Raw genomic sequence first — 19,313 nt, 5'->3', positions numbered from 1 at the left:
CACACCTGGAGCGACTTGGGGTGGTCTGTGCGGTCCAGAGTTTCATGGACAGCCCTATGTACGACCTCAGTTTTTCGCCTGGCCGGACGGCGGCGAAATCTGCAGCGGCGCTAAGAGCCACGTTCCGCCGCATCTGGGCGCTCCGCACCTTCAGGCAGTACGATATCATTTACTTGCAGCGTGAGCTGTTGCCTTTTGGCCCGCCGGTTTTCGAACGACTGATGAAAGCGTTGGGAGCATGCCTCATCTTTGACTACGATGACGCTTTGTTCATCAAGAAGCCCAGCCGCTACAGCCGCTTGGCAACTATGTTTCGGTCGCCTCAAAAAGCGCTGAAACTCTTTCGGATTTGCGACTGCGTTGTTGCAGGCAATGATTGGCTGCGTGACAAGGCTATCGAAGCGGGCGGCAAGTCGATGACAGTGGAGGTGGCCGAAGATACGGATCGGTTTCGAATGCGGCCTTCTCACACCAATGCTGACGAAGTGGTCATCGGGTGGCTTGGATCGAAATCGACGGTCAAGTACCTGCGCTTGATCGAGCCCGTTCTGGCCAGAATTTCCGAGCGTTATCCAGATGTTCGATTTGAGATCGTTGGTGGCGGTGAGTTTGAGTTGCCAGGTTTACCGGTGACGCATACCGATTGGTCGCTCGATGGCGAAGTGGATGCCCTTCATCGATTTTCAATCGGATTGATGCCCTTGCCGCTCGAAGAGTGGTCTCGAGGCAAGTCAGGCGGCAAGGCCAGAACATACATGGCTGCCGGTGTCCCGGCTGTCTGCACGGCGGTCGGCTATAATCTCGAGCTCATCAAGCACGGTGAGACTGGGTTTCTTTGCACTTCAGACCGAGAGTGGGAGGAGGCATTGTCGAAGCTCTTAGAAGACCCGAAGCTTCGTCAGCGCGTGGCGGAAGCGGCGCGACGGGATGTCGAAGTAAGGTTTTCGCCAGCTAAACAGGCTGGTTTGCTTCGGGAGGTTTTCGACAACGTCCTTAGCTCGCGTGAGGGTGGACGATGAAGTCTGAGAACGGCTTTCCATCTGCTTTCGTTCTTGGCCTTTCACCGACGGGGCTCTACGCCATTAGAGAGCTGGGGGCTGAAGGTATTCCGGTCATCGGGGTAGGGACAGAGGCGCAGTCCGGTGCTGCATCGCGATACCTTCAGGATTTGATCCTTGAGCCGGACGAGGAGCGTCGCTTGGCAGAGCTCATCAAGCGCGCTGGTCATGAGAGAAGCAAACCTGTGCTCATTCCAACCTCAGATCAGGACCTAGAGTTCATCATCCGCCATCGGGAAGCATTGGCTGACGCATTTGTCTTTCAGGAGTCTTATGGGGATGGCTTAGCAGCACAGATCCTGACCAAGGCCGACTTCTATCGGCTCTGCGACGAATACGGTGTCGAGTACCCGAGCCTGCACGAAGTCGAGAAGCCCGATATGCCCGGGCTGGCACACTCGATTGACTTCCCCGTTTTGATCAAGCCCAGTCGGATCCATGATATCAAGTCAGAAATGGCTGGGCAGAAAGGCTGGGTTGCCAGGGATGCGACAGACTATGCGCAGGTGACTCACTCGATCCCCGAACATGCGGGGACTTTGCTGGTGCAGGAGATTGTACCCGGCCCCGAATCCGAGATCACCCTGTTTACGGCGTATTTCGACCGGGAGGGGCGTGCCCATCAGTCCTTTACCTGCCGGAAACTTCGGCAGTATCCTCCAGGGTTTGGTTCTGCCTCTCTGGTCATCAGCGAGGATGAACCTGAAACCCGCGAAATTGCTGAACGTTTCCTTCAAGATATCGGTTTTCGGGGCATTGCGGCGGCCGAGTTTAAGAGGGACCCCAAGACCGGCAAAAGAAAGATCATCGAAATCAATCCACGACCCTCTCTTTGGTTTTCTGCCTCGACAGCCGCGGGAAAGACCGTTGCCTTGGCATCGTACCGAGATCTCACCGGCGCCGGGCCCCTGCCGGACGAACGTCCACAACAGGATGGTGTGGCCTGGCGGTATGTGCTCAAGGACGTATATTCGGCGTTGTTCTATCGTTTCAAGAAAGACTTTGTCCTTCCGCCGCCGGATATCGCTGCGGCCAAATGGGCCATCAAATGGGTTTCGGCGGTCGGGGTTCCGGGTGACAGGGCGCCTGTCTGGGCGGAGTTGAAGCTATATCTGCGTAAAGCGCTTCTGCGGTTTTTTCCGGGAATGAAAAGCGATTGAGAGCCGAGGGCAAAGAGTGACTGGCAGGTTTATCGTTTCTTTGGACTTTGAGCTCATGTGGGGCGTTCGTTACCATATGAGCACCAAGAGCTACGGAGATGCTGTACTTGGCGGACGAGAAGCGATTCCGGAAATGCTGAAGCTCTTCTCACGGTATGGAGTGCGTGCGACCTGGGCAACCGTGGGATTGCTTTTTGCGCGAACGCGCAAGGAGATGCTTGGCTACATACCGGATGTTCTGCCCCAATACTCAAACACGTCCCTTTCAAACTATAAAGCCATCCGGGACGAAATCGGCGAAAATGAGAAAGAGGACCCCTATCATTTTGGGCGCTCCCTTCTCGATCTTGTGGCTGAAACTCCCGGACAAGAGATCGCAACACATACATTCGCGCACTATTATTGCCTCGAGGACGGGCAGACACTCGATGCGTTCAGGGCCGATATCCAGTCGGCACAGGCCATAGCGAAGAGTGCGGGCCATCACCTCAGAAGCATCGTCTTTCCACGCAACCAGTACAGTACCAGCCATGTGGGCATATGCGTGGAGGAGGGCATCACTGCTTTTCGGGGCCAACCGGATGCGTTCGCCTATCGTTCCATGGCAAACCGCAAGGTCACACCAATTGTTCGCGGGCTGCGTTTGTTGGACAGCATCATTCCGGTCGTTTCCCGAAAAGACCTTGTCAAACCTGAATACTGTGTTGGCGCTCGAGACGTAAGAGCTTCACGGTTCCTTCGGCCCTATCGAAGCTCCTGGCCAGCGTATTCAAGGTTGCACCTGAATCGCGTTCGCTCCGAGATGAGAGTGGCCGCAAAGCAGGGGCAACAATATCATTTATGGTGGCACCCTCATAACTTTGGTCGAAATACTCGTGAAAGCCTCGTGCAACTCGAGAGCATATTGGCTGAGTATGCTCGGCTGAATACATCCCTCGGGATGGAAAGTGTGACCATGTTGCAAGCTGCACATGAAAGACCGTCCGCGGGTGGCGAATTTTGCTAGTTTACATCGGCGTATATTTCCTTCTGTCCTGGGCCGCGCTAACTGTTAAAGAACAAAGTCAGAGGTTCTGGCTCATTTTCTTTTCGATATTTCTTCTTTGGTTTATGGGCGCACGAAATGAGGTAGGTTGTGATTGGTCGGGATACTACCACCGTTTTCTGATAACACCTTTGTATCAGTCACTAGGTGACTTGTTCTCTGATTTTGATGAGCCTGGGTTTTGGCTTCTAACGAAATTCGTTCGCGAGAACGATCTCTCTTACATGTGGCTCAATATGTTCGCCACGATTATCATCGTCTCCTGCTTATTAAGGTTCTGTCGTGCGCATCGGGATGGCCTTTTGATCCTCGCGCTGCTCTTCCCTGTGGTGATTGTCCAACTTTCGATGTCCGGAATCCGGCAAGGCCTTGCAGTTGGTTTTATTACGGTGGCTTCTGTCTCTTGGATGCGGGGTTCCAAACTCTGGACAGCTATTTGGATCCTAGTAGCGGCGCAATTCCACACAAGTGCCTTGATGTTCCTTCCGATTGCCCCCTTGGCTGGCAGGAAGGTAACTGGAATTGCGCTCTTTGGATCAGCATTGATACTGGGACCTGTGGCCGTAATGCTTCTCGGAGACCGATTTGAGACCTATAGTGATAGGTACCTTGAAAGTGATGATATCACTTCTGGCGGCGCTCTCATTCGGTACGTTTTAGTTCTTATGCCGGCATTGTTTTTCTTGAAGTATCGTGAGAAACTGGGGAATTCATTTTCGGACTCGTTTCAGCTCATGCGCTTGACGACTGCCCTGACGTTTTCACTGATCCCTGTTGCTTTCTTTTCATCTATTCTTTTGCATAGGGTGATCTATTATGTGATGCCTTTGAGTATTGTGACATTTGCCGCGCTCGGGCGCGTGGCGTTTCCAAGGCTGAACCGTGGCATTGTCCTTTTTCTTCCAGTTCTTCTTTATGGTTCATACACGACAATTTGGTTTCTCACGTCCCGTCATGCCGATATCTGCTATCTCCCTTACAAGAACTTCTGGGGGTTATCCTCGATGCTCGGTTTGTGAGCAGATACACTGTCAGAGGGGGTTCTCGCCGGTTCCCAGAAGTGCAGCTATGATCTTCAGTTAGCATGCAAGTTCGTCGTAATCGCCTACAGGCTTCGCAAGTCGGGACAAGGAATAGTCTATTCGGACCGCATAAGAAATACAGGAGTTGCCAACTTCTATATTGAGTCGATACCTAGATTGAATAGTGACGAGTTTCATACGACCTAAGATGCCAAAAGATGCCATGCTCGGAAAAGCAGTTGAGACCAGTGAACCTAACCGAGCTGCTTACCGCGACCGGAGCAGCAGGCCTCGCTCCCTTCCTAACGGTTCTCAAGTGACTTGGCGTGCAAGAGAGTCGGTTTTCTTTCCCGATGGAGGGATATACGTTGGCTCTGGACTTTCCAGTGAATACAAAAACCTTGGCGCTGATAGACCCGCTCAATCGTATTGTCCTTCAGCATGATGGGCGTTCTAATCTCGCTAAAGATGCCTGCATGTCGCGTGACATTTTTTCGAAATCTGAGCACCGCACTAATGGATACTCGAGATATCGGAGAGCCGAGGGGGCATCAGCCGCCTACCGTTCAGCGCAGTCGGAGCGGCTTAGGTTATGAAAAAAGGCGCTGTCCTCGTTCTTGGTGCGCGGAGTGATATCGTGATGACGGTGGCGCATCGATTAGCGAAAGAAGGATATGATATCCAGTTGGCTGCGCGAAATGCTGAAAGCTTGACTGCTGATAGATCTGACATCGCATTGCGCTATCATGTCGAGGTGAGTCTGCATGAATTCGATGCTTTGGACTTTGGATCTCATGCAGCGTTCGTGGATGCTCTTCCTGAATTGCCGAGGATCGCGGTCTGTGCTGCCGGTTATATGGGCAATCAGGAAGAGAGTGAACGGGACGCACATGCCGCTACAATGGTCTAGCACACAAACTTTCAGGGACCTGCGAGCATATTCGCTGAACTATCACGTTGCTTTGAACAACTCGGCTTTGGCATTCTTGTCGGCATAAGCTCTGTGTCTGGCGAAAGGGGTAGGGCGACCAACTATGTCAATGGTTCCGCCAAGGCAGGTTTGACCGCTTTTCTGTCAGGTTTGCATAATCGCATGGCCAAGCGAGGCGTGCACGTAATCACTTTCCTGCCTGGCTATGTCTTAACGAAAATGACAGGTGGCATGGACTTACCAGCCAACCTGTCAGCACAGCCTTCTGAAGCGGCGAATGCAGTTTTCAGTGCCGCTCAGCGACGGCGTAACATCATTTAAGTGAAGCCGATATGGCGGATCATCATGATGGTCATTCGGAGCATCCCAGAGCTAATCTTCAAGAGAATGAAAATATGACTACACTAAAAGGCACCCAGTCTCCCATCTCGACCGTGGTGATCTTCTTCTTAGCCGCATGCTTTTCACTTCTTGTTCTTAACAGGTGGCTTTTTACCGACTTGGGGGTTCTGTCTTACGGAAGGATCTGGCAGCTCTACATTTCATACACTGACTTTGGGTTTTTCCGTCGGGGGTTTGTTGGCACCATTCTTTCAGAGACAAAAGTCAACATGCTGTTTTCCAATGAATACTATTTTGCTTTCTTTATTCACAGCATTGCCATATTAGTTTTTTCGATACTCATAGCTTACTATTGCATAAAGGAAGGCCTTAACGACCTTTTGTTTGTATTTGGAATCGCATTCTCACCTGCACTCATAATTCATTCGGGATATACAACGGGTGCGCTGGATGTTTTTGTCTTTATTCTTGCTGTCATCAATATTCTGTACATGCCAAACTCACGATTATTTGCCGTGTTTCTGATTATTGGCGTCCTTATCCATGAGCTGTTTCTCGTTACTGTACCGGCACAGTTCTGGGCATATTATGTCTGTCAAAAGAGCGAAACTGAAGATTTCCGAAATCGGAAAAGCTATTTTTCTTGCGCTGTTTTGCTCATTACAGTCTTTGTCGTATTCTATTTTGGCAAGATTGAAATATCAGAGCCAGCTTTCACTGAGGTGATGCAGGAACAGCTTCCCAATGCATCCGAGAAGCACCCGCTCTGGAGTGGATTTTTTGAACTGAGCTCCTCTGTTGAAGAGAATTTTGATCTGACTAGAGGTCTCCTAATCGCGTTCATGAATGGAAAGATATTTTTCTTGGCCCCGCTTCTGTTATATGTCTTCTTTCTGATCTTGAGAGCTATGCAATTTGTCGCGAGTACTGCAGAAGCGGTATTGGTTGTTGGTGCTATTTTTGCGCCAATTCTTATTTCTCTTGTAGCAGCAGATTTGCACAGATGGTTCGCCATGAGCGCTAGTATGGCGCTTTTAATTACGCTCCGTTTGGTTTCCCGTGAGGGGTCTACGATGTCATTATGGAACTGGCCGATAGCGCTCTTCTGTTTCTTAGGTCCTTTTGGAGGCGCTGAATTGGAAAGGCCTTTTCCCCTTCATCAGTTCTGGATGGAGAGAGTTCTTGAGTTGTGATCCCCATGCGATGCAAATCTGTCGCATCGTGACTGGAAAGACATTGCCTAAACGTCTTTTTGCCTTGTGTTGATTGGAGACGGAATAAGGGAGAACCGGAACGATCTGACATAGGATCAGATCGTTTTGTGCGCAGTGAGTGTTGGTAAAAGGTGAAAAAACTTCGTCAGGTCGGTAACTTCAAATAGCTGGCGTCGGAACTACGTGGTGTCTTGGACAGACCTGTATGCGACACCGCGCATGCAAGGCGTTGAGTATGCACGACTCGCGCGGACCTTTGTCGCCCAGAAACGACATGACCTTTAAGCGAAAACTCTTTGGGGAGCCTGGTAAAATCCATTGAACAGCGCTGAGCTTCGAGTGCACTGCTCCGTGAGATAAACTTGGGCATGCCATGGGCCTGATGTATCGTATGACCGGTAAAATGATGTGGCAGGAAGAAATATATGAAAGTGTTGGTGCTCAAGTATGAGCGCGAAGAAATGGAACCGAACCAGCTTATTTTCTCGGTAGGCATCTTCCTGACGCTACTGTGAATATCAAGAAAAGCGATTTGCTGGTAATAAGCTCGCATGACATATTGAGCTCAAACTCTCTTTGGATCCTTTGAGGGGATTTGTTTTATGACTTCAATGGCAAATCGAAATTCTTTTTTGAGCAAGTTCACAAGTGGTCTTCTGACCTGGGGTCTGTTCTGGCTTGTACTGATCACGCTTGCGGCCGGACTACTGTTTGCCCACGGCTTTGCCATCTTGCTCGAGGCATGGAGTAAACCGGAATACAGCCATGGACCGCTGATCCCAGTGCTTTCTGCATTGATGTTTTTGCGTGAACTCAAGGAGTATCCACCTCAGCCCGGACCGAAGAGGGATCGATGGCAAGGTGTGGTTCTCATTCTGTTGTCAATTGTGGTGGCGTTTTCTGGCAAGATTTTACAAATAGACTCGCTTGAGGCCTATGCCATTATCATTTGGGTGGCGGGGATCCTTCTGATCAGTTTTGGCTGGGAAACTGGCAAAAACTTTTGGCCGCCCGTGGTGCATCTCGCATTCATGCTGCCGTTGCCGGGAATGCTGTATTACGAGGTCTCAACTTCCCTACAGCTGATTTCCTCTGAATTGGGTGTCTGGTTTCTGCGTCTCGCCAGCGTTCCTGTCTATCTGGACGGAAATATCATTGACCTCGGGGTCCTGAGGCTGCACGTGGCGGAGGCTTGCTCGGGCCTTCGGTATCTGTTCCCGATCCTCAGTTTTTCCTATATCTTCGCAGTTCTTTATCAGGGTCCGAAGTGGCACAAACTTCTTCTTTTGTTTGCCGCGGCCCCCATTGCTGTGTTCATGAACTCGGTACGGATCGCAATGGCTGGAATCCTGATGCAGCATTTTGGAGCAGAGTGGCTTGAAGGGTTCACGCATTTCTTCGAGGGTTGGGTCATCTTTATGTCCAGCGTGCTGATCCTCTTCCTGTTTGCTTGGGTTCTGCTGAAACTGAACCCTCGAAAGATGCGTCTCGTAGATGCGCTCGATCTCGATACGCATGGGCTGTTGCCTCAGGCTGCGCGGTTGAAGCTCGTGCAGCCGTCAGCGGCGCTGATCGCCGCGACGGTAATGATGATCGCGTTCGTGAGCGTTTGGCCGTTCGTTCCAGATCGCGCGGCCGTTGCACCAGAACGGTTCGCATTTGCGCAGTTTCCTCAGCAATTTGGCGACTGGCGACAGATTGGAAAGGAGCGAAGGTTCTCGCCTGCAGTGGAAAGGGTGCTATCTGCGGATGATTATATCGCGGTTCAGTTTGGTAGGTCGCCAGACGAACCCAGCCTAGACTTCTTTTCAGCTTGGTATGAGGATCTGGCGGCGGATGGTGTAATGCATAACCCGGAAATTTGCCTCCCTGGAGCGGGTTGGGAAATTGCCAAAGTGGAATTGGTGGATATTGCCAGCGAACTGAACTTGGAAGCCCCTTTCAACATCAATCGCGTGATCGTCCAGAGAGGAGAGGAGCGGATGTTGGTGTACTATTGGTTCACTCATATGGGGCGGGCGATACCTCGGAATGCTACTGCGAAATTCTCCGTGCTGACACGGGGGGTGGTGGCCGGACGTTTTGACGGAGCCATCATCAGGTTGATTAGTCCAATCAAAAAGGATCAGCCAGAAGTCGAAGCCGACGCTCAGTTGAACGACCTTTTGACAAAGCTGCTGCCCCAACTGCCGCGGTTTATCCCTGGTGCTTGAACAAGTTGTTGGCGACCGCCGATACGTAAATCTACGCTCTGGACTTGAGTATCTGCGCTTAGGAGCAAACCCTCCGATTTTCAGTCGGAAGCGCTTCAGCACGAGGATACGATCATGCAGTATGATACCGGCAAGCACTCCGTGTTCTACCATCGATACGGTAATCCCCCCATTTTTAGAGGGGCGCTTCAGTAGAACCTAAGCTGCTTTCAGTTTCTGTATTGGGGTCATTCCTCCGATCCCCATGTTCGGCCTTTCATTGTTGTAGGTCCAGAGCCATCGGGTAGCGTGGTCCTGTACCTCTTCGATGCTCTGGAAGTGATATCGCCCCAGCCATTCCGTGCGGACAGTCCGGTTGTATCGTTCTACATAGGCATTCTGCTGAGGCTTGCCTGGCTGGATATAGATCAAGCCGATCCCAGCCTTCACTGCCCAGTTCTGGAGCCTGGCACTGATGTATTCAGGGCCATTGTCGACCCTGATCGCCAGAGGCTTCCCTCGCCACGCAATGATCTGGTCCAATGTCCGAACCACGCGTTCTGACGGCAGCGAGAAGTCGACCTCAATGGCCAGACCTTCGCGATTGAAGTCATCCAGCACGTTCAATGTCCTGAACGAACGACCATCCGCCAACTGGTCGGCCATGAAGTCCATCGACCAGACTTCGTTCGGCGCTTCAGGCACCCTCAGCGGCTCGGGCTTTTCGCGCTGCAAGCGCTTCCTGGGCTTGATCCGCATGTTCAGCTCCAACTCGCGATAGATGCGATAGACGCGCTTGTGGTTCCATTTGAACCCTTTCACGTTCCGCAGATGCAGGAAGCAAAGGCCGAAGCCCCAGGTCTTCTTGGCATTCGTCAACGCGACCAGCCAATCAGCGATCAACTCGTTCTCATCGCTGAGCTTTGGTTGATACCGATAGCAAGTTTCACTGATGCTAAACGCCCTGCAAGCCAAAGCGATGCTGGCGGATCGATAGCGCACCGCCCATTCGGCCATCTCGCGCCTTTGAGACGGTCTCACCACTTTTTTCCAAGAGCTTCCTTCAGAAGATCGTTTTGTATGCTCTTCTCAGCATACATCTTCTTAAGCCGTTTATTCTCCTCATCGAGCTCCTTCATCCGGGCCATCAGGCTGGCGTCCATGCCGCCATACTTGGATCGCCATTTGTAGAAGCTCGCGCTGCTCATACCATGCTCGCGGCAAAGATCGGCAACCGGCACACCGCCTTCCGCCTGCTTCAGGATGCTCATGATCTGAGCGTCGCTGTACTTCGATTTCTTCATCAGAATCTCCTCTTTCATCTTCGAGAAAATTCTACTTTCGCACACCCCTAAATTTCGGGGGGATTACCATACCACTTGGTCTGATCCACTAAGTACCGGTTGAAGGTTTTGACCGGTCAGGTGCGTCTGCGCGTGCGTAACATCTGTCGTCAGGTGTGCCGCGAGAACGATGTTGATAACTTGGGCAGGGTGCTTTCCAGCGATCACGTGTATAAGTTCGTGTCGGCGCCGCCGAAGCTGGCGGCAAGCGATCTGGTCCGGCTGATGAAAGGTCGGTCTTTCCACAAGGTGCAGCGGGAATTCCCGCACCTGAAGAAACGCTACTGGGGCAGGCGGTTTTGGGGCCGAGGCTATTTTTCAACCACCAACGGCGCCATTACGGAAGGCATCGCACTCCAGTACCTCGAACAGCATATCGCAAATCCCAACGGCGCCAGCCGGTCGGTAGTCCAGTTGCGAAGGAAATGCGGGGAAGCCCTTGCATCATGAAACGGGCGCTCTGAGCCAATGTTTCATCAGGCAACGAAATAGCCGACGGATCGCCCCGATCCTTTTCCTGAAGTCGGGGCGATCCGTCGGCTTTCTTGTCAGTTGCTTGTGCTTACACGTTCCACGGCGGCAGCTGTCGCAGTCGTATTGCGAATGATGTCGAGGCTCTTCCGCCACTGCACAGCAGGTGCTTCAGTCACGTAAATCGTATCGCCATCGCGAATGTCGAAGTCTCGTGCCAAGGGGAGCCCGTTGGGCTTGGTTAGGTCGAGCACATAAATAACGCTGACTTCTTCCGATACCTCATTGCGGCCAAGCACCCTATTAGTCAGATCGGCATCTTGCCTGCGGACCACGAACAGGCCGGTTGGGTCGGCATCCCTCGTCCTCAATCCTCCGACTTGCGCGACGGCTTCAAGAGCTGATGGCTGTCTCGATCCAAAAAGTTCATTTGTCTGCTTTCCCGTTGCTCCGAAGATCGTGAAACCACGGGGATCACGCTGAACGAGAATACGGTCTCCTGCTCGTAGAGCTATGTCGTATTCCGGGTGATCATAAACATCTTCAAACCACAGCTCACCTTTGGATTGGTTCCGCAAGACGGTGATTCGCACCACTTCGGCTGGCGCCGTGACCCCTCCCGCAGTTGCGAGCATTTCCATCAACCTGCGGCTCGACCTTTCAATTGGATAGACACCTTGCGACCTAATGCCATCTCCAAGGATTGATACTGTCGCGTCGTCGCCAGCAGCACGTTGAACCAGTACCTGAGGCTCAGGAGTCAGTGTGGCCAGCTTTTCGGTGATGATTTGTCGAAGCCGCTCAGGCGAATTCCCGGCAGCCCGAATGCGACCGGCATATGGAATAAAGACGAACCCGCCCTCATCGACTTGCAGTTCCTGAAGCCTAGAAGCCCCACTTTTTCCGCGTGAGAGCACTCCGTCAGCAACGTTTTCGTATACCGTGAACGATAGTGTGTCTCCTGGGCGGATGCGATCAGGTGCCGCAGCGCCAGCCTTACGGAAACTGGCAGGCAAGCTTGAGGATGGGGAAACCGCAACGATGCGGTTAATCCGCTCATCGACTTCTACGATCTGCGTCCCGCTAGATTCTTCGAATTCGGCATTAAGAATTTCGCCTTTGGTTGGGCCGGGCCGCGGCAAGGCGCAGGCCCCAAGTGCCGTCAAGAGGACAGCAACAGCAATAGGTCGTGTAATGCGAGCAAACACTGGTTTCATGATATGGCCTTCGCCCCACATTTTCTTCTGCGCCGGTAGGACTGGGTCCAGTAGCCGACTGTTCAGGCGACAAAAGGACAGATTTGGGAGGATTAGGCAATCGTCTGCAGAGCGTTTCCTTGACATGTTGCATATAGGATCCACACCGCAGGCGCTGTGCGCGGACTAGGCAATGGGCTAGGAGGATCGTTCAGTCGGCTTATCGACGTTACCTTGGCTTGACTATTTTGAGGGTCACCGACGATCTACATGCGAACAGAGAGCCGATTAGCCCTAAGTGGATATTTCTCTTCTTTTTTGAGACTTAGACGGCTTTGCTGATGGCATGGATGCTCTCTCCTTCTGTGATGTCTTCAACAAACATCACCTTGGCACATTGTGATGCCGTCAGGAGGGGGCATCCATGCCATCAATAAAGCCGACTTAGACCCAGTTTCAGCCTGCTACGAAAGCGCACCGTGAGAAGTGAATTGTCCCGTATTTTTTAGCGAGATCACCAACTTTTTGGTGTGCTCTACAGCGGCTGTCGATGGATAGTATCAATTCTCAATTTTGTCTGTGTCCTGAAGGCTTTGAACCAAACTCCTTGCCTCTTCGATCTGCGGCCGCACATCTGTTGGTCCGGCAATATCGACTGCTTTGCGGAATTGCTCGAGCGCATCTTCGGGACGATTCAGGGCGACAAGGACCTGGCCCAGATGGTACTGAACAATTGGGTCCCCTGGCAGGCCTTGAGCAGCGGACTCGAGATAGGACAAGGCCTCGGCGCTCTGACCACGGCGGTGGAGGATCCAGCCATAGGTATCTTGTAGAGCAGGGGCCTCAGCTTCGCGAAAGCGACGGGCGATGACCCAGGCACGGTCTAGGCTGGCATCGTCGTCGCGATAAGTCGCAAGCAAGCTTGCCAGATTGTTGGCTACGACCACGGGATTGGAGTCCTTTTCGTAGAGCTTCTCGTAGATCTCGATGGCAGTATCGATATTCCCGTCTCGCTCCTCGTAGGAAGCCTTGGCCCAGAGAAGATCAGGGTTGTCCGGGTTCTGGCCTAAGCTCTCGTCGATGATGGATTTGGCCGCCTCTCGATCGCCCTTCATGAGTTCCAATCGGGACAAAGACAGCCAAATCCGTGGCAAGACTGGGTTTTCGGCCAAGAGACTTCGGTAAATGGTTTCGGCTGCGTCCAGATTGCCGTTTGAAGTCTGGACCTCGGCCAAAACAACCTCCAGCTCTCGGTTGGCGGGGTCCTCCTCTTTCAGCACTTTTGCAAGAGCCAAAGCTCCCGCTTTATCGCCTGTGCTAAGTCTGGCACGAAGCAGGGCGATCTTAGTGCCGAGGTTCGCTTCGGCACTATTCGCGAGCTCTTCAAGGAAAGACATTGCCGTATCTGTGCCTTGCTGTCTGTTTAGACGCTCGGCCTCAAGCTCATTGGCGGCTTGGATCGCCGTGTTATCGCCAGTGCGGCGCAAGGCATCCACGACGCTTCGAGCTCGGTCGAAATCTTCGAGACGAAGATAGAGCTGACCTAGAGTGATGAGTATCTCGGTATTGGATGGAGCGAGGCGTAGTGCCGACAGCAAGATGTCCTCTGCCGGCAAATAGCTTTCTTCGTTCATTAAGATCTGGGCATAACGCAGCGTTTCAGCGGGAGCGTTGCCGGATGCTTGCACCGCTTGAGCGAGATAATCTCTGGCCAATTCCGATTGTCCGGCGCGTGCGTATGCATTTGCAATGAGGGTCATCGCCTCAGCGTCCTGCGGTTGCTGATCAAGCGCGATCCGGAGAGCACCGATTGCGGCATCGGTGTCATCAGCCTCGACTTGCCAGTGGGCCTGCATCTTGAGCGCCTCGGGATGGTTCGCGTTTTCCGCCAGCACCTGCTCGACATTCGTGCGAGCGCCGACCTCGTTACCCGTCACCAGAAGCATTTTGGCCAAAGTTATCCTGGTATCTTGTGATTGTTCCGATGATTCGGTCTCCGTCAGCACTTCCTGGAGCGTCGCAATCGCTTCAGTTCGGTTTCCCACGGAAAACTCGAAACTTGCTTCGATGGTCTGGAAAGGTACCGGATCGGCGCGCTCTGCAATGGCCCTCGCGATCTCGGCCCGAACGGTCTCGGAGTCTCGGTAGGCCACGAGGAACCTGATGAGATCAATTGTCGGGTCCGGATCGTCATCGGCGGAAGCACTTGCCATTTGGCGGAGGACATCTTCTGCCGCATCCAGGTTGCTGCGCGAGACATAGAACCGGACCAACGTCTCTTTGTGTGCCGCTTCATTTGGGAAGACTTCGATCATCTCGCGAAGCTGCGCCTCAATCCCCCTATTGTCGCCGAGCATTGCCAAGACCCGGAGCCGCTCCTGATAATAGAGGCTTTTCTTGGGCTCGTTTGCGATCATCCAGTCGATTTCAGAAAGTGCCCGGGTGAAATCTTGCTCACGTATGGAATTGTCCATGATCACATTGCGCAAGAGCAGGCTCTCTGGTTTTTCTGCGAGCATCAGATCAGCCTGCCGAGCTAGGTCTCGGCGCTCTGTGGGGCTATCCTCTTCAATGGCCGCTCGATATTGGCGCAGAAGTGAAATGATCTTTATCCGTGGATCATCTGTATCAGGGGACAATTCGATGGCCTGCGCACCGTGGCGTTCCAGCTCTTCCCAGTTTCCGTCGGAAAAGGCCATCTCAGCGAGTATGATCCGACTTTCAAGATCTTCGGGAAATGCCTCTGCCAAGTATAAATATTGACGATATGCTCCACGGAGGTTGCCCCTTTCCATCTGCAACTCGGCCATGGCACGCCGTGCTCCTACGTGCTTGCCTTGCAGGTCGAAAACATTGCGCAACTCGACCATTGCTCGGTCAAGGTCACCGTCCGAAATCAGCGAAAGCGCGTTTTGGTAATGCTTCTCGGCTCGCTCCTCAACGGAGTCACATGCGGCGAGGAAAAATACGCAGCTCAATAGAAGAATTGTGGATCGGAGGTGGGTTAGAACTCGCAAAACTAAGTTCCTCATAGGGTGAAATTTGTAGACTTGGTCGCAGAGTAGGTATCACCGGGCTTTCTCGCCGAGCGAACGTGAGTCGGCAAGGCCATTGGACCGCATCGCACTTGAGTACTCAAGTTTGGCCTCTCGAATATTGTTGATGTGTGGATAACCTTTGAAATTCGAGAGAATTGTTGAGCATCGTGGGACAGTCGCCCTTTATGTAGGTGTTTCAAGCTTCCCAGCGCAACTGTGGGTATTGAGCTATCTCAGGGCCCTAGAAAACCGCGTCAGCGCTTACACTGAAGGATAGGCTGGCTGTATCCGGGCAGTCTTGTTTATGCATTGCCTTTCCCTGCAATCTTTGGAGTGGCCCGCATGACACGTCACTGTTTTTCTGTTGAAATGCCGCCATAAGTGAGGGTTGCTTGACGATAATCTCATGTGCTCCCTCAATCGTCCGACCTCAGTCTTCGGAGCATATAGTCAACTCACTTGCCGGCCATAACGACCTAGGCAACAGCGTGATTATCCATGTCCCAACAAACTTTGTGAATTCGTCCAGATCGAGTTGCGACTTGTCGTATACTTTTGACTGGTCTGAAATAACCCGCACGATATCCACTGGACCGATAGCGTGCTGAAGCGCCACAGATGCCCGCGCCATATGTCGCCGCGACGTAATCAGGGCCACCGCGTCTGTGTCGGGCTTGGTGTCCAGCCAGCAGGCCGTTTCCAGAGCATTTTCGATGGTCGAATGTGCGTCCGGGGCGAGAACGATATGCCTACTCTCGATCTGTCTGGTCTGTTGAGAGCTTGGATCGAAAAGCTGTGGGAAGCGAGTTGGGATCAAGCCTGAAGTACGATTTGCGCCTGTTATCAGTAGGTGATCCAGGCGGTTGGATGCAAGAAGTTCGAGGCCGAGGTCGATACGATCATATGCGCCTGTAAACACGACTGCTGTGCGCGGAAGGTCGTCAACTCCTTCAAGTTGGCCTGTATCAGCTGTTCGAGACATGAAGTCGAACAGGAGCAAGAATACGATCGTAGAGCCAAGTCCCACGATGGAGAGTATACGGAAGACCATTTTGAAGAGGTCAAGTACTAATCGCAAAAGCATTCGTCCTCTGGAACCGAATCTGACTTGCTTGTGTCTCACGCTTTTGAGCCTATGACCACAAACTGAAAGAGCGTCGATGCTTTGCCCATAAAACGGGCTTCTCAAAATGACGGAAGCCACCCTGAGTGTCGATCAGTTGGGGCAGCAGCTAAGTAGAGTGTGCAAAACCTCGCCCTTTGATTGGCTTGGGATAGACTTGGCGGGATCATAAGGCCGGTTCCCGATGCCCAAGCAGCCTGCCTTTCCCGGCCTACGGGACGCGATGAAGAAGAAGCAGACACGGCCAGAGAAGTTCCTCGCCGAGATGAACCAGGTGGTGCCGTGGACACGGCTGCTTGTGCTGATCGATCCACACTATCCCAAGGCGGGGCCGAATGGCAGGCGTCCGCCGATGCCACTGGAGACGATGCTGCGGGTGCACTTCCTCCAGAGGGGCAACGACTGGTATTTCCGGATGAGAGCGCATGTGGGCGTTGATGCCGAAATCGGCATCGTGCGCAGTTTGGAGACCACGACGGCCAAGGTCCACGACAGCCAGGTCTGGGACGACCTTCTGCACAGCAAAGAGACATCGGTCTGGGCGGACAAGGGTTATGTCAGCGCCACGCGGGGAGCCGCGTTCTCCGACCCCGGCAAATTCTGGGGAGCCATGAGAAAGGCGCCGAAGGGTGGCGCGCTGCACCCCATCGGCGAAGACATAAAGCGGATCATCGCCAGGGTCTGGGCTCGGGTCGAGCATCCCTTCCGGGTGCTCAAGCGCCAGTTCGGGTATCTCAAGACCCGCTACCGCGGCCTCGCAAAGAACCGCGCGCAGCTCTTCACGCTGTTCGCCATCGGCAACCTGTTTCTCGTCTGACGCAGGCTGATGACATGAGGCGGAGTCTGCCCAAAATGCACCAAATCGTCCGGAAGGCGGCGCCGACGGCACGAAATCAGTCACCAACGACAGCGAACCAGTCCCCCGAAGCGTTCAACCCAAAATCTCCCCAGAGCCGAAGGCGTTGATCAGACGTTCCCTAAGTTGGGTCAAGGCCTATGCCGTTTGCTGTACAGAAATCACTTCGTTTTGAACTTCGTTGGCACCAGCTCACCTACTCGTAATCTGCTATCAAGAGGTTCCGTCCCCTCAATATGACATTTCGCTGTACAACGAACAGGTTCGACTAACGGTAATACTCCGTGAGTTGTGATCTTAAGCGGTCCTTTGCGGCTTGGGGCGGATGCGGAACGCCAGGAGCCAGCCTGTGAGGAAGCCTCCCAAATGGGCTTGCCATGCAAGCTGGCCGTCCATTGCCCACCAAAGCACGAGGTTCAATGCTAAAAGAACAAGTATGACCATGGCGACGCGCCAGCGCCCTTCGTCATCTGCATGGTTTGCCACATATTCCCAAGCGAGTACTGCTCCCAGCAGACCGAACAAGGCTCCCGAAGCGCCCACCATTGGGCGAAGAGTAGGGGCCAATAAGGCAAAAACAGCCGCGGCCCCGAGGGTTGCAGCGAAGTATATGACAATGAAGCTGACCTGGCCGACGCGGTCCAGCACCGCGCGGCCGAGTGACCAAAGGGTGATCATGTTCACGGTTAGGTGCACCAGACCTCCATGGAGAAAACTGAAGGTTATAAACATGGTATATGGCTGGGCCGCGTAGTTAGGCTTCCAGTCGTGGAGCAAGCCAGGCCAGAAGGCCCCATTGAAGTACATGATTTGTCGCATGTGCGCTGGACCAAAGATGCCCAAGTCGCTGAGTGTAAGCGAGGCTTCGATCACGCAACAGGACGCGACTAGACCATAAAAAAAGAGACGCTTCGGTTCCAGGACTTCCTCCAATGCTTAAAGGGATAGCGCTTTCACAGGTCCCTGCTGCTTCGCTCGGCTAGGGCACGATTCTGAAAATTTGCTTTATTTAACAATCAAGAGGTTTCCAATCTTGAAACAATCCAGGGTCTTGTTGTGCCATTGTTGCCGAGTCGAAGGCCGTCGTCTATTATGAACCGCAAATTTGCCAATTAAATGCCATACATCGGGAGTGTGTTGTTGACTCGGATCGAGGGCCGATGCTACCTGTAGATAGATATTTTTTTTGCAGTAGGATGACTGCGAGACAGTAGTGGGGAAGGTCATGAAAAAGTTTACGACTTTAGCGTTCATCGGGGGGTTCTCGATGGTTGCAGGGGCGGCGATGTCTGCGTCAGTTACGATAGACGACTTCACTGCGGGCGGGCAGATCGCTTCTGCAGCCACGAATGTGGGGGACCCTACGCCTCAGAAAGATGGCAACACCATTCTAGTGGGTAATGTGCTTGGTGGATCTCGGGGGTTGGCGGTGATAACCAATCCTGCGCGTGTAACGGGGACGCCTACCGACATAAATAATGCTTCACTTGAAGTTGACCCAACATCCTCTGCAACGGATATTGTGACTGGCAATACGGTTACCGGTATTATCAGCTTCAACAACAACTCTAATCAGACTAGCACGGGTGTACTTGTTTACAGCGGTGCGGGAGCTAGTGTTGTGGAGCCGGATATCCAGGACACTACGCCTGCCGACAACCTTGCTGATTTTACGGTCGACACAACTGCACCGTTTTCTCCGACACCGACTGCAGCGGAGCTTGGTATCACGACATTTGGACTTAATGCTGATATCACTGGCGGGAATTCAGCGAATAACAGATTTTTCTTTGACGTCCTCTCAGCTGATCTGAATGTTAACATCGGTATCTACGGTTACGATACAGCTGGTAACCTTGCTGCTGCGTATGGTGAAGATCTGATCGGGGGATTTAGTGAATATGCTGCTTTTAATGAGTTCACGTACTTTGGGGGTTATAACACTAACTTCTGGTCTAGCACGGCGCTGGGAGCACTAGCGTTCGTTGTTCAGAACGACCCTCTTTCACCGGTTGATGCGGTGCTCGGATCTATTTCAGTGGTACCCTTGCCTGCTTCGGCGTTGCTGCTTCTCGGCGGCTTGGGTGGCTTAGGCTTTATGTCGGGTGCAAAGCGGCGGCGGCGTAAGGTAGCTTGATATTCATGCTGACCATTAGTTGATGGTCAGCTATGATGAAATAGAGGATTGCCCGTGACGATAGTGTGTCGTCGCGGGCTTTCATATTTTGAGATCAGAGACAGTAAGTCTGGATTTGGTCGCGGCCAATCATCAACCTGGAGGGCTGAGCCAAAGAGGGGCTTGTGACAGCTGCTTCAACAAGC

General features: G+C 52.7%; 14 protein-coding genes and 2 pseudogenes. 11 read left to right on the top strand and 5 right to left on the bottom strand.

Annotated elements, in window-relative coordinates:
• The first annotated feature begins 56 nt into the window (after nucleotides 1–56).
• The 8 genes and pseudogenes from AB2B41_RS11995 to xrtD all read left to right on the top strand — a co-directional run bounded on the left by AB2B41_RS11995 (nucleotide 57) and on the right by xrtD (nucleotide 8,985).
• Nucleotides 57–1,019, top strand: a complete 963-nt coding sequence (locus AB2B41_RS11995) for a glycosyltransferase family 4 protein (protein WP_367878037.1) — start codon at nucleotides 57–59, stop codon at nucleotides 1,017–1,019.
• Complete coding sequence (locus AB2B41_RS11990; protein ID WP_367878036.1) at nucleotides 1,016–2,218, top strand: carboxylate--amine ligase; 1,203 nt, start codon at nucleotides 1,016–1,018, stop codon at nucleotides 2,216–2,218. Before AB2B41_RS11995 ends, AB2B41_RS11990 begins: the two co-directional genes overlap by 4 nt.
• Nucleotides 2,219–2,294: 76 nt before the next feature.
• Nucleotides 2,295–3,224: a polysaccharide deacetylase family protein gene (locus AB2B41_RS11985; RefSeq protein ID WP_367878035.1), complete on the top strand. Its 930-nt coding sequence runs from the start codon at nucleotides 2,295–2,297 to the stop codon at nucleotides 3,222–3,224.
• The gene (locus tag AB2B41_RS11980) at nucleotides 3,218–4,282 is read left to right on the top strand and encodes an EpsG family protein (RefSeq protein WP_367878034.1); all 1,065 of its coding nucleotides are present in this window, start codon (nucleotides 3,218–3,220) and stop codon (nucleotides 4,280–4,282) included. The genes AB2B41_RS11985 and AB2B41_RS11980 overlap by 7 nt, the downstream gene beginning before the upstream one ends.
• Before the next feature lie 595 nt (nucleotides 4,283–4,877).
• Nucleotides 4,878–5,195 (top strand): SDR family oxidoreductase, encoded by a 318-nt coding sequence (locus tag AB2B41_RS11975; RefSeq protein ID WP_367878033.1) that lies wholly within the window; start codon nucleotides 4,878–4,880, stop codon nucleotides 5,193–5,195.
• Between the two features lie 12 nt (nucleotides 5,196–5,207).
• Nucleotides 5,208–5,537, top strand: a pseudogene (locus AB2B41_RS11970) (SDR family NAD(P)-dependent oxidoreductase); the annotation flags it as partial.
• An 11-nt stretch (nucleotides 5,538–5,548) separates the two neighbouring features.
• On the top strand, nucleotides 5,549–6,751 hold the full coding sequence (locus AB2B41_RS11965) for a hypothetical protein (protein ID WP_367878032.1): 1,203 nt from the start codon (nucleotides 5,549–5,551) through the stop codon (nucleotides 6,749–6,751).
• A 632-nt stretch (nucleotides 6,752–7,383) separates the two neighbouring features.
• Nucleotides 7,384–8,985 (top strand): VPLPA-CTERM-specific exosortase XrtD, encoded by a 1,602-nt coding sequence (gene xrtD / locus AB2B41_RS11960; protein WP_367878031.1) that lies wholly within the window; start codon nucleotides 7,384–7,386, stop codon nucleotides 8,983–8,985.
• A gap of 198 nt (nucleotides 8,986–9,183) precedes the next feature.
• Here xrtD and AB2B41_RS11955 read toward each other — a convergent pair.
• Nucleotides 9,184–10,268, bottom strand: a protein-coding gene (locus AB2B41_RS11955; protein WP_367878030.1) for an IS3 family transposase whose coding sequence is annotated in 2 segments (ribosomal slippage) — nucleotides 9,184–10,016 and nucleotides 10,016–10,268 — 1,086 coding nt in all. Because the reading frame shifts where the segments join, the coding sequence is not laid out codon by codon here.
• An 87-nt stretch (nucleotides 10,269–10,355) separates the two neighbouring features.
• Between AB2B41_RS11955 and tnpA the strand changes: the two are divergent.
• Nucleotides 10,356–10,757 (top strand): annotated as a pseudogene (tnpA, locus tag AB2B41_RS11950) (IS200/IS605 family transposase); the annotation flags it as partial.
• Between the two features lie 98 nt (nucleotides 10,758–10,855).
• On the opposite strand, the gene AB2B41_RS11945 reads toward tnpA, so the two are convergent.
• The 3 genes from AB2B41_RS11945 to AB2B41_RS11935 form a co-directional block, all read right to left on the bottom strand.
• Nucleotides 10,856–11,995, bottom strand: coding sequence for a polysaccharide biosynthesis/export family protein (locus tag AB2B41_RS11945; RefSeq protein ID WP_367878029.1), 1,140 nt, complete (start codon nucleotides 11,993–11,995; stop codon nucleotides 10,856–10,858).
• A 539-nt stretch (nucleotides 11,996–12,534) separates the two neighbouring features.
• Nucleotides 12,535–14,844, bottom strand: a complete 2,310-nt coding sequence (locus AB2B41_RS11940) for a tetratricopeptide repeat protein (protein ID WP_367878028.1) — start codon at nucleotides 14,842–14,844, stop codon at nucleotides 12,535–12,537.
• A 598-nt stretch (nucleotides 14,845–15,442) separates the two neighbouring features.
• A complete protein-coding gene (locus tag AB2B41_RS11935) occupies nucleotides 15,443–16,012 on the bottom strand; it encodes a YdcF family protein (protein ID WP_367878027.1) in 570 nt (189 codons plus the stop codon).
• 307 nt (nucleotides 16,013–16,319) lie between these two features.
• Between AB2B41_RS11935 and AB2B41_RS11930 the strand changes: the two genes are divergently transcribed.
• The gene (locus tag AB2B41_RS11930) at nucleotides 16,320–16,952 is read left to right on the top strand and encodes a transposase (RefSeq protein WP_367878026.1); all 633 of its coding nucleotides are present in this window, start codon (nucleotides 16,320–16,322) and stop codon (nucleotides 16,950–16,952) included.
• Nucleotides 16,953–17,288: 336 nt separating this feature from the next.
• On the opposite strand, the gene AB2B41_RS11925 is transcribed toward AB2B41_RS11930, so the two are convergent.
• A complete protein-coding gene (locus AB2B41_RS11925) occupies nucleotides 17,289–17,924 on the bottom strand; it encodes a rhomboid family intramembrane serine protease (RefSeq protein ID WP_367878025.1) in 636 nt (211 codons plus the stop codon).
• A 292-nt stretch (nucleotides 17,925–18,216) separates the two neighbouring features.
• On the opposite strand from AB2B41_RS11925, the gene AB2B41_RS11920 reads away from it, so the two are divergent.
• The gene (locus AB2B41_RS11920) at nucleotides 18,217–19,128 is read left to right on the top strand and encodes a hypothetical protein (protein ID WP_367878024.1); all 912 of its coding nucleotides are present in this window, start codon (nucleotides 18,217–18,219) and stop codon (nucleotides 19,126–19,128) included.
• Nucleotides 19,129–19,313 lie beyond the last annotated feature (185 nt).

Origin of the sequence: Sulfitobacter sediminis, from assembly GCF_040811725.1 — a bacterium.
Taxonomy (GTDB): Bacteria; Pseudomonadota; Alphaproteobacteria; order Rhodobacterales; family Rhodobacteraceae; genus Sulfitobacter; species Sulfitobacter sediminis.
This window is presented reverse-complemented; position numbering and strand designations above follow the sequence as displayed.

What these genes read in the sequence shown, in the direction of transcription:
- AB2B41_RS11995 (WP_367878037.1), top strand. Translation starts at nt 57, where the DNA reads ATGTACGACCTCAGTTTTTCGCCTGGCCGGACGGCGGCGAAATCTGCA.
- AB2B41_RS11990 (WP_367878036.1), top strand. Translation starts at nt 1,016, where the DNA reads ATGAAGTCTGAGAACGGCTTTCCATCTGCTTTCGTTCTTGGCCTTTCA.
- AB2B41_RS11985 (WP_367878035.1), top strand. Translation starts at nt 2,295, where the DNA reads ATGAGCACCAAGAGCTACGGAGATGCTGTACTTGGCGGACGAGAAGCG.
- AB2B41_RS11975 (WP_367878033.1), top strand. Translation starts at nt 4,878, where the DNA reads ATGAAAAAAGGCGCTGTCCTCGTTCTTGGTGCGCGGAGTGATATCGTG.
- AB2B41_RS11965 (WP_367878032.1), top strand. Translation starts at nt 5,549, where the DNA reads ATGGCGGATCATCATGATGGTCATTCGGAGCATCCCAGAGCTAATCTT.
- xrtD (WP_367878031.1), top strand. Translation starts at nt 7,384, where the DNA reads ATGGCAAATCGAAATTCTTTTTTGAGCAAGTTCACAAGTGGTCTTCTG.
- AB2B41_RS11945 (WP_367878029.1), bottom strand. Translation starts at nt 11,995, where the DNA reads ATGAAACCAGTGTTTGCTCGCATTACACGACCTATTGCTGTTGCTGTC.
- AB2B41_RS11940 (WP_367878028.1), bottom strand. Translation starts at nt 14,844, where the DNA reads ATGGTCGAGTTGCGCAATGTTTTCGACCTGCAAGGCAAGCACGTAGGA.
- AB2B41_RS11930 (WP_367878026.1), top strand. Translation starts at nt 16,320, where the DNA reads ATGCCCAAGCAGCCTGCCTTTCCCGGCCTACGGGACGCGATGAAGAAG.
- AB2B41_RS11920 (WP_367878024.1), top strand. Translation starts at nt 18,217, where the DNA reads ATGAAAAAGTTTACGACTTTAGCGTTCATCGGGGGGTTCTCGATGGTT.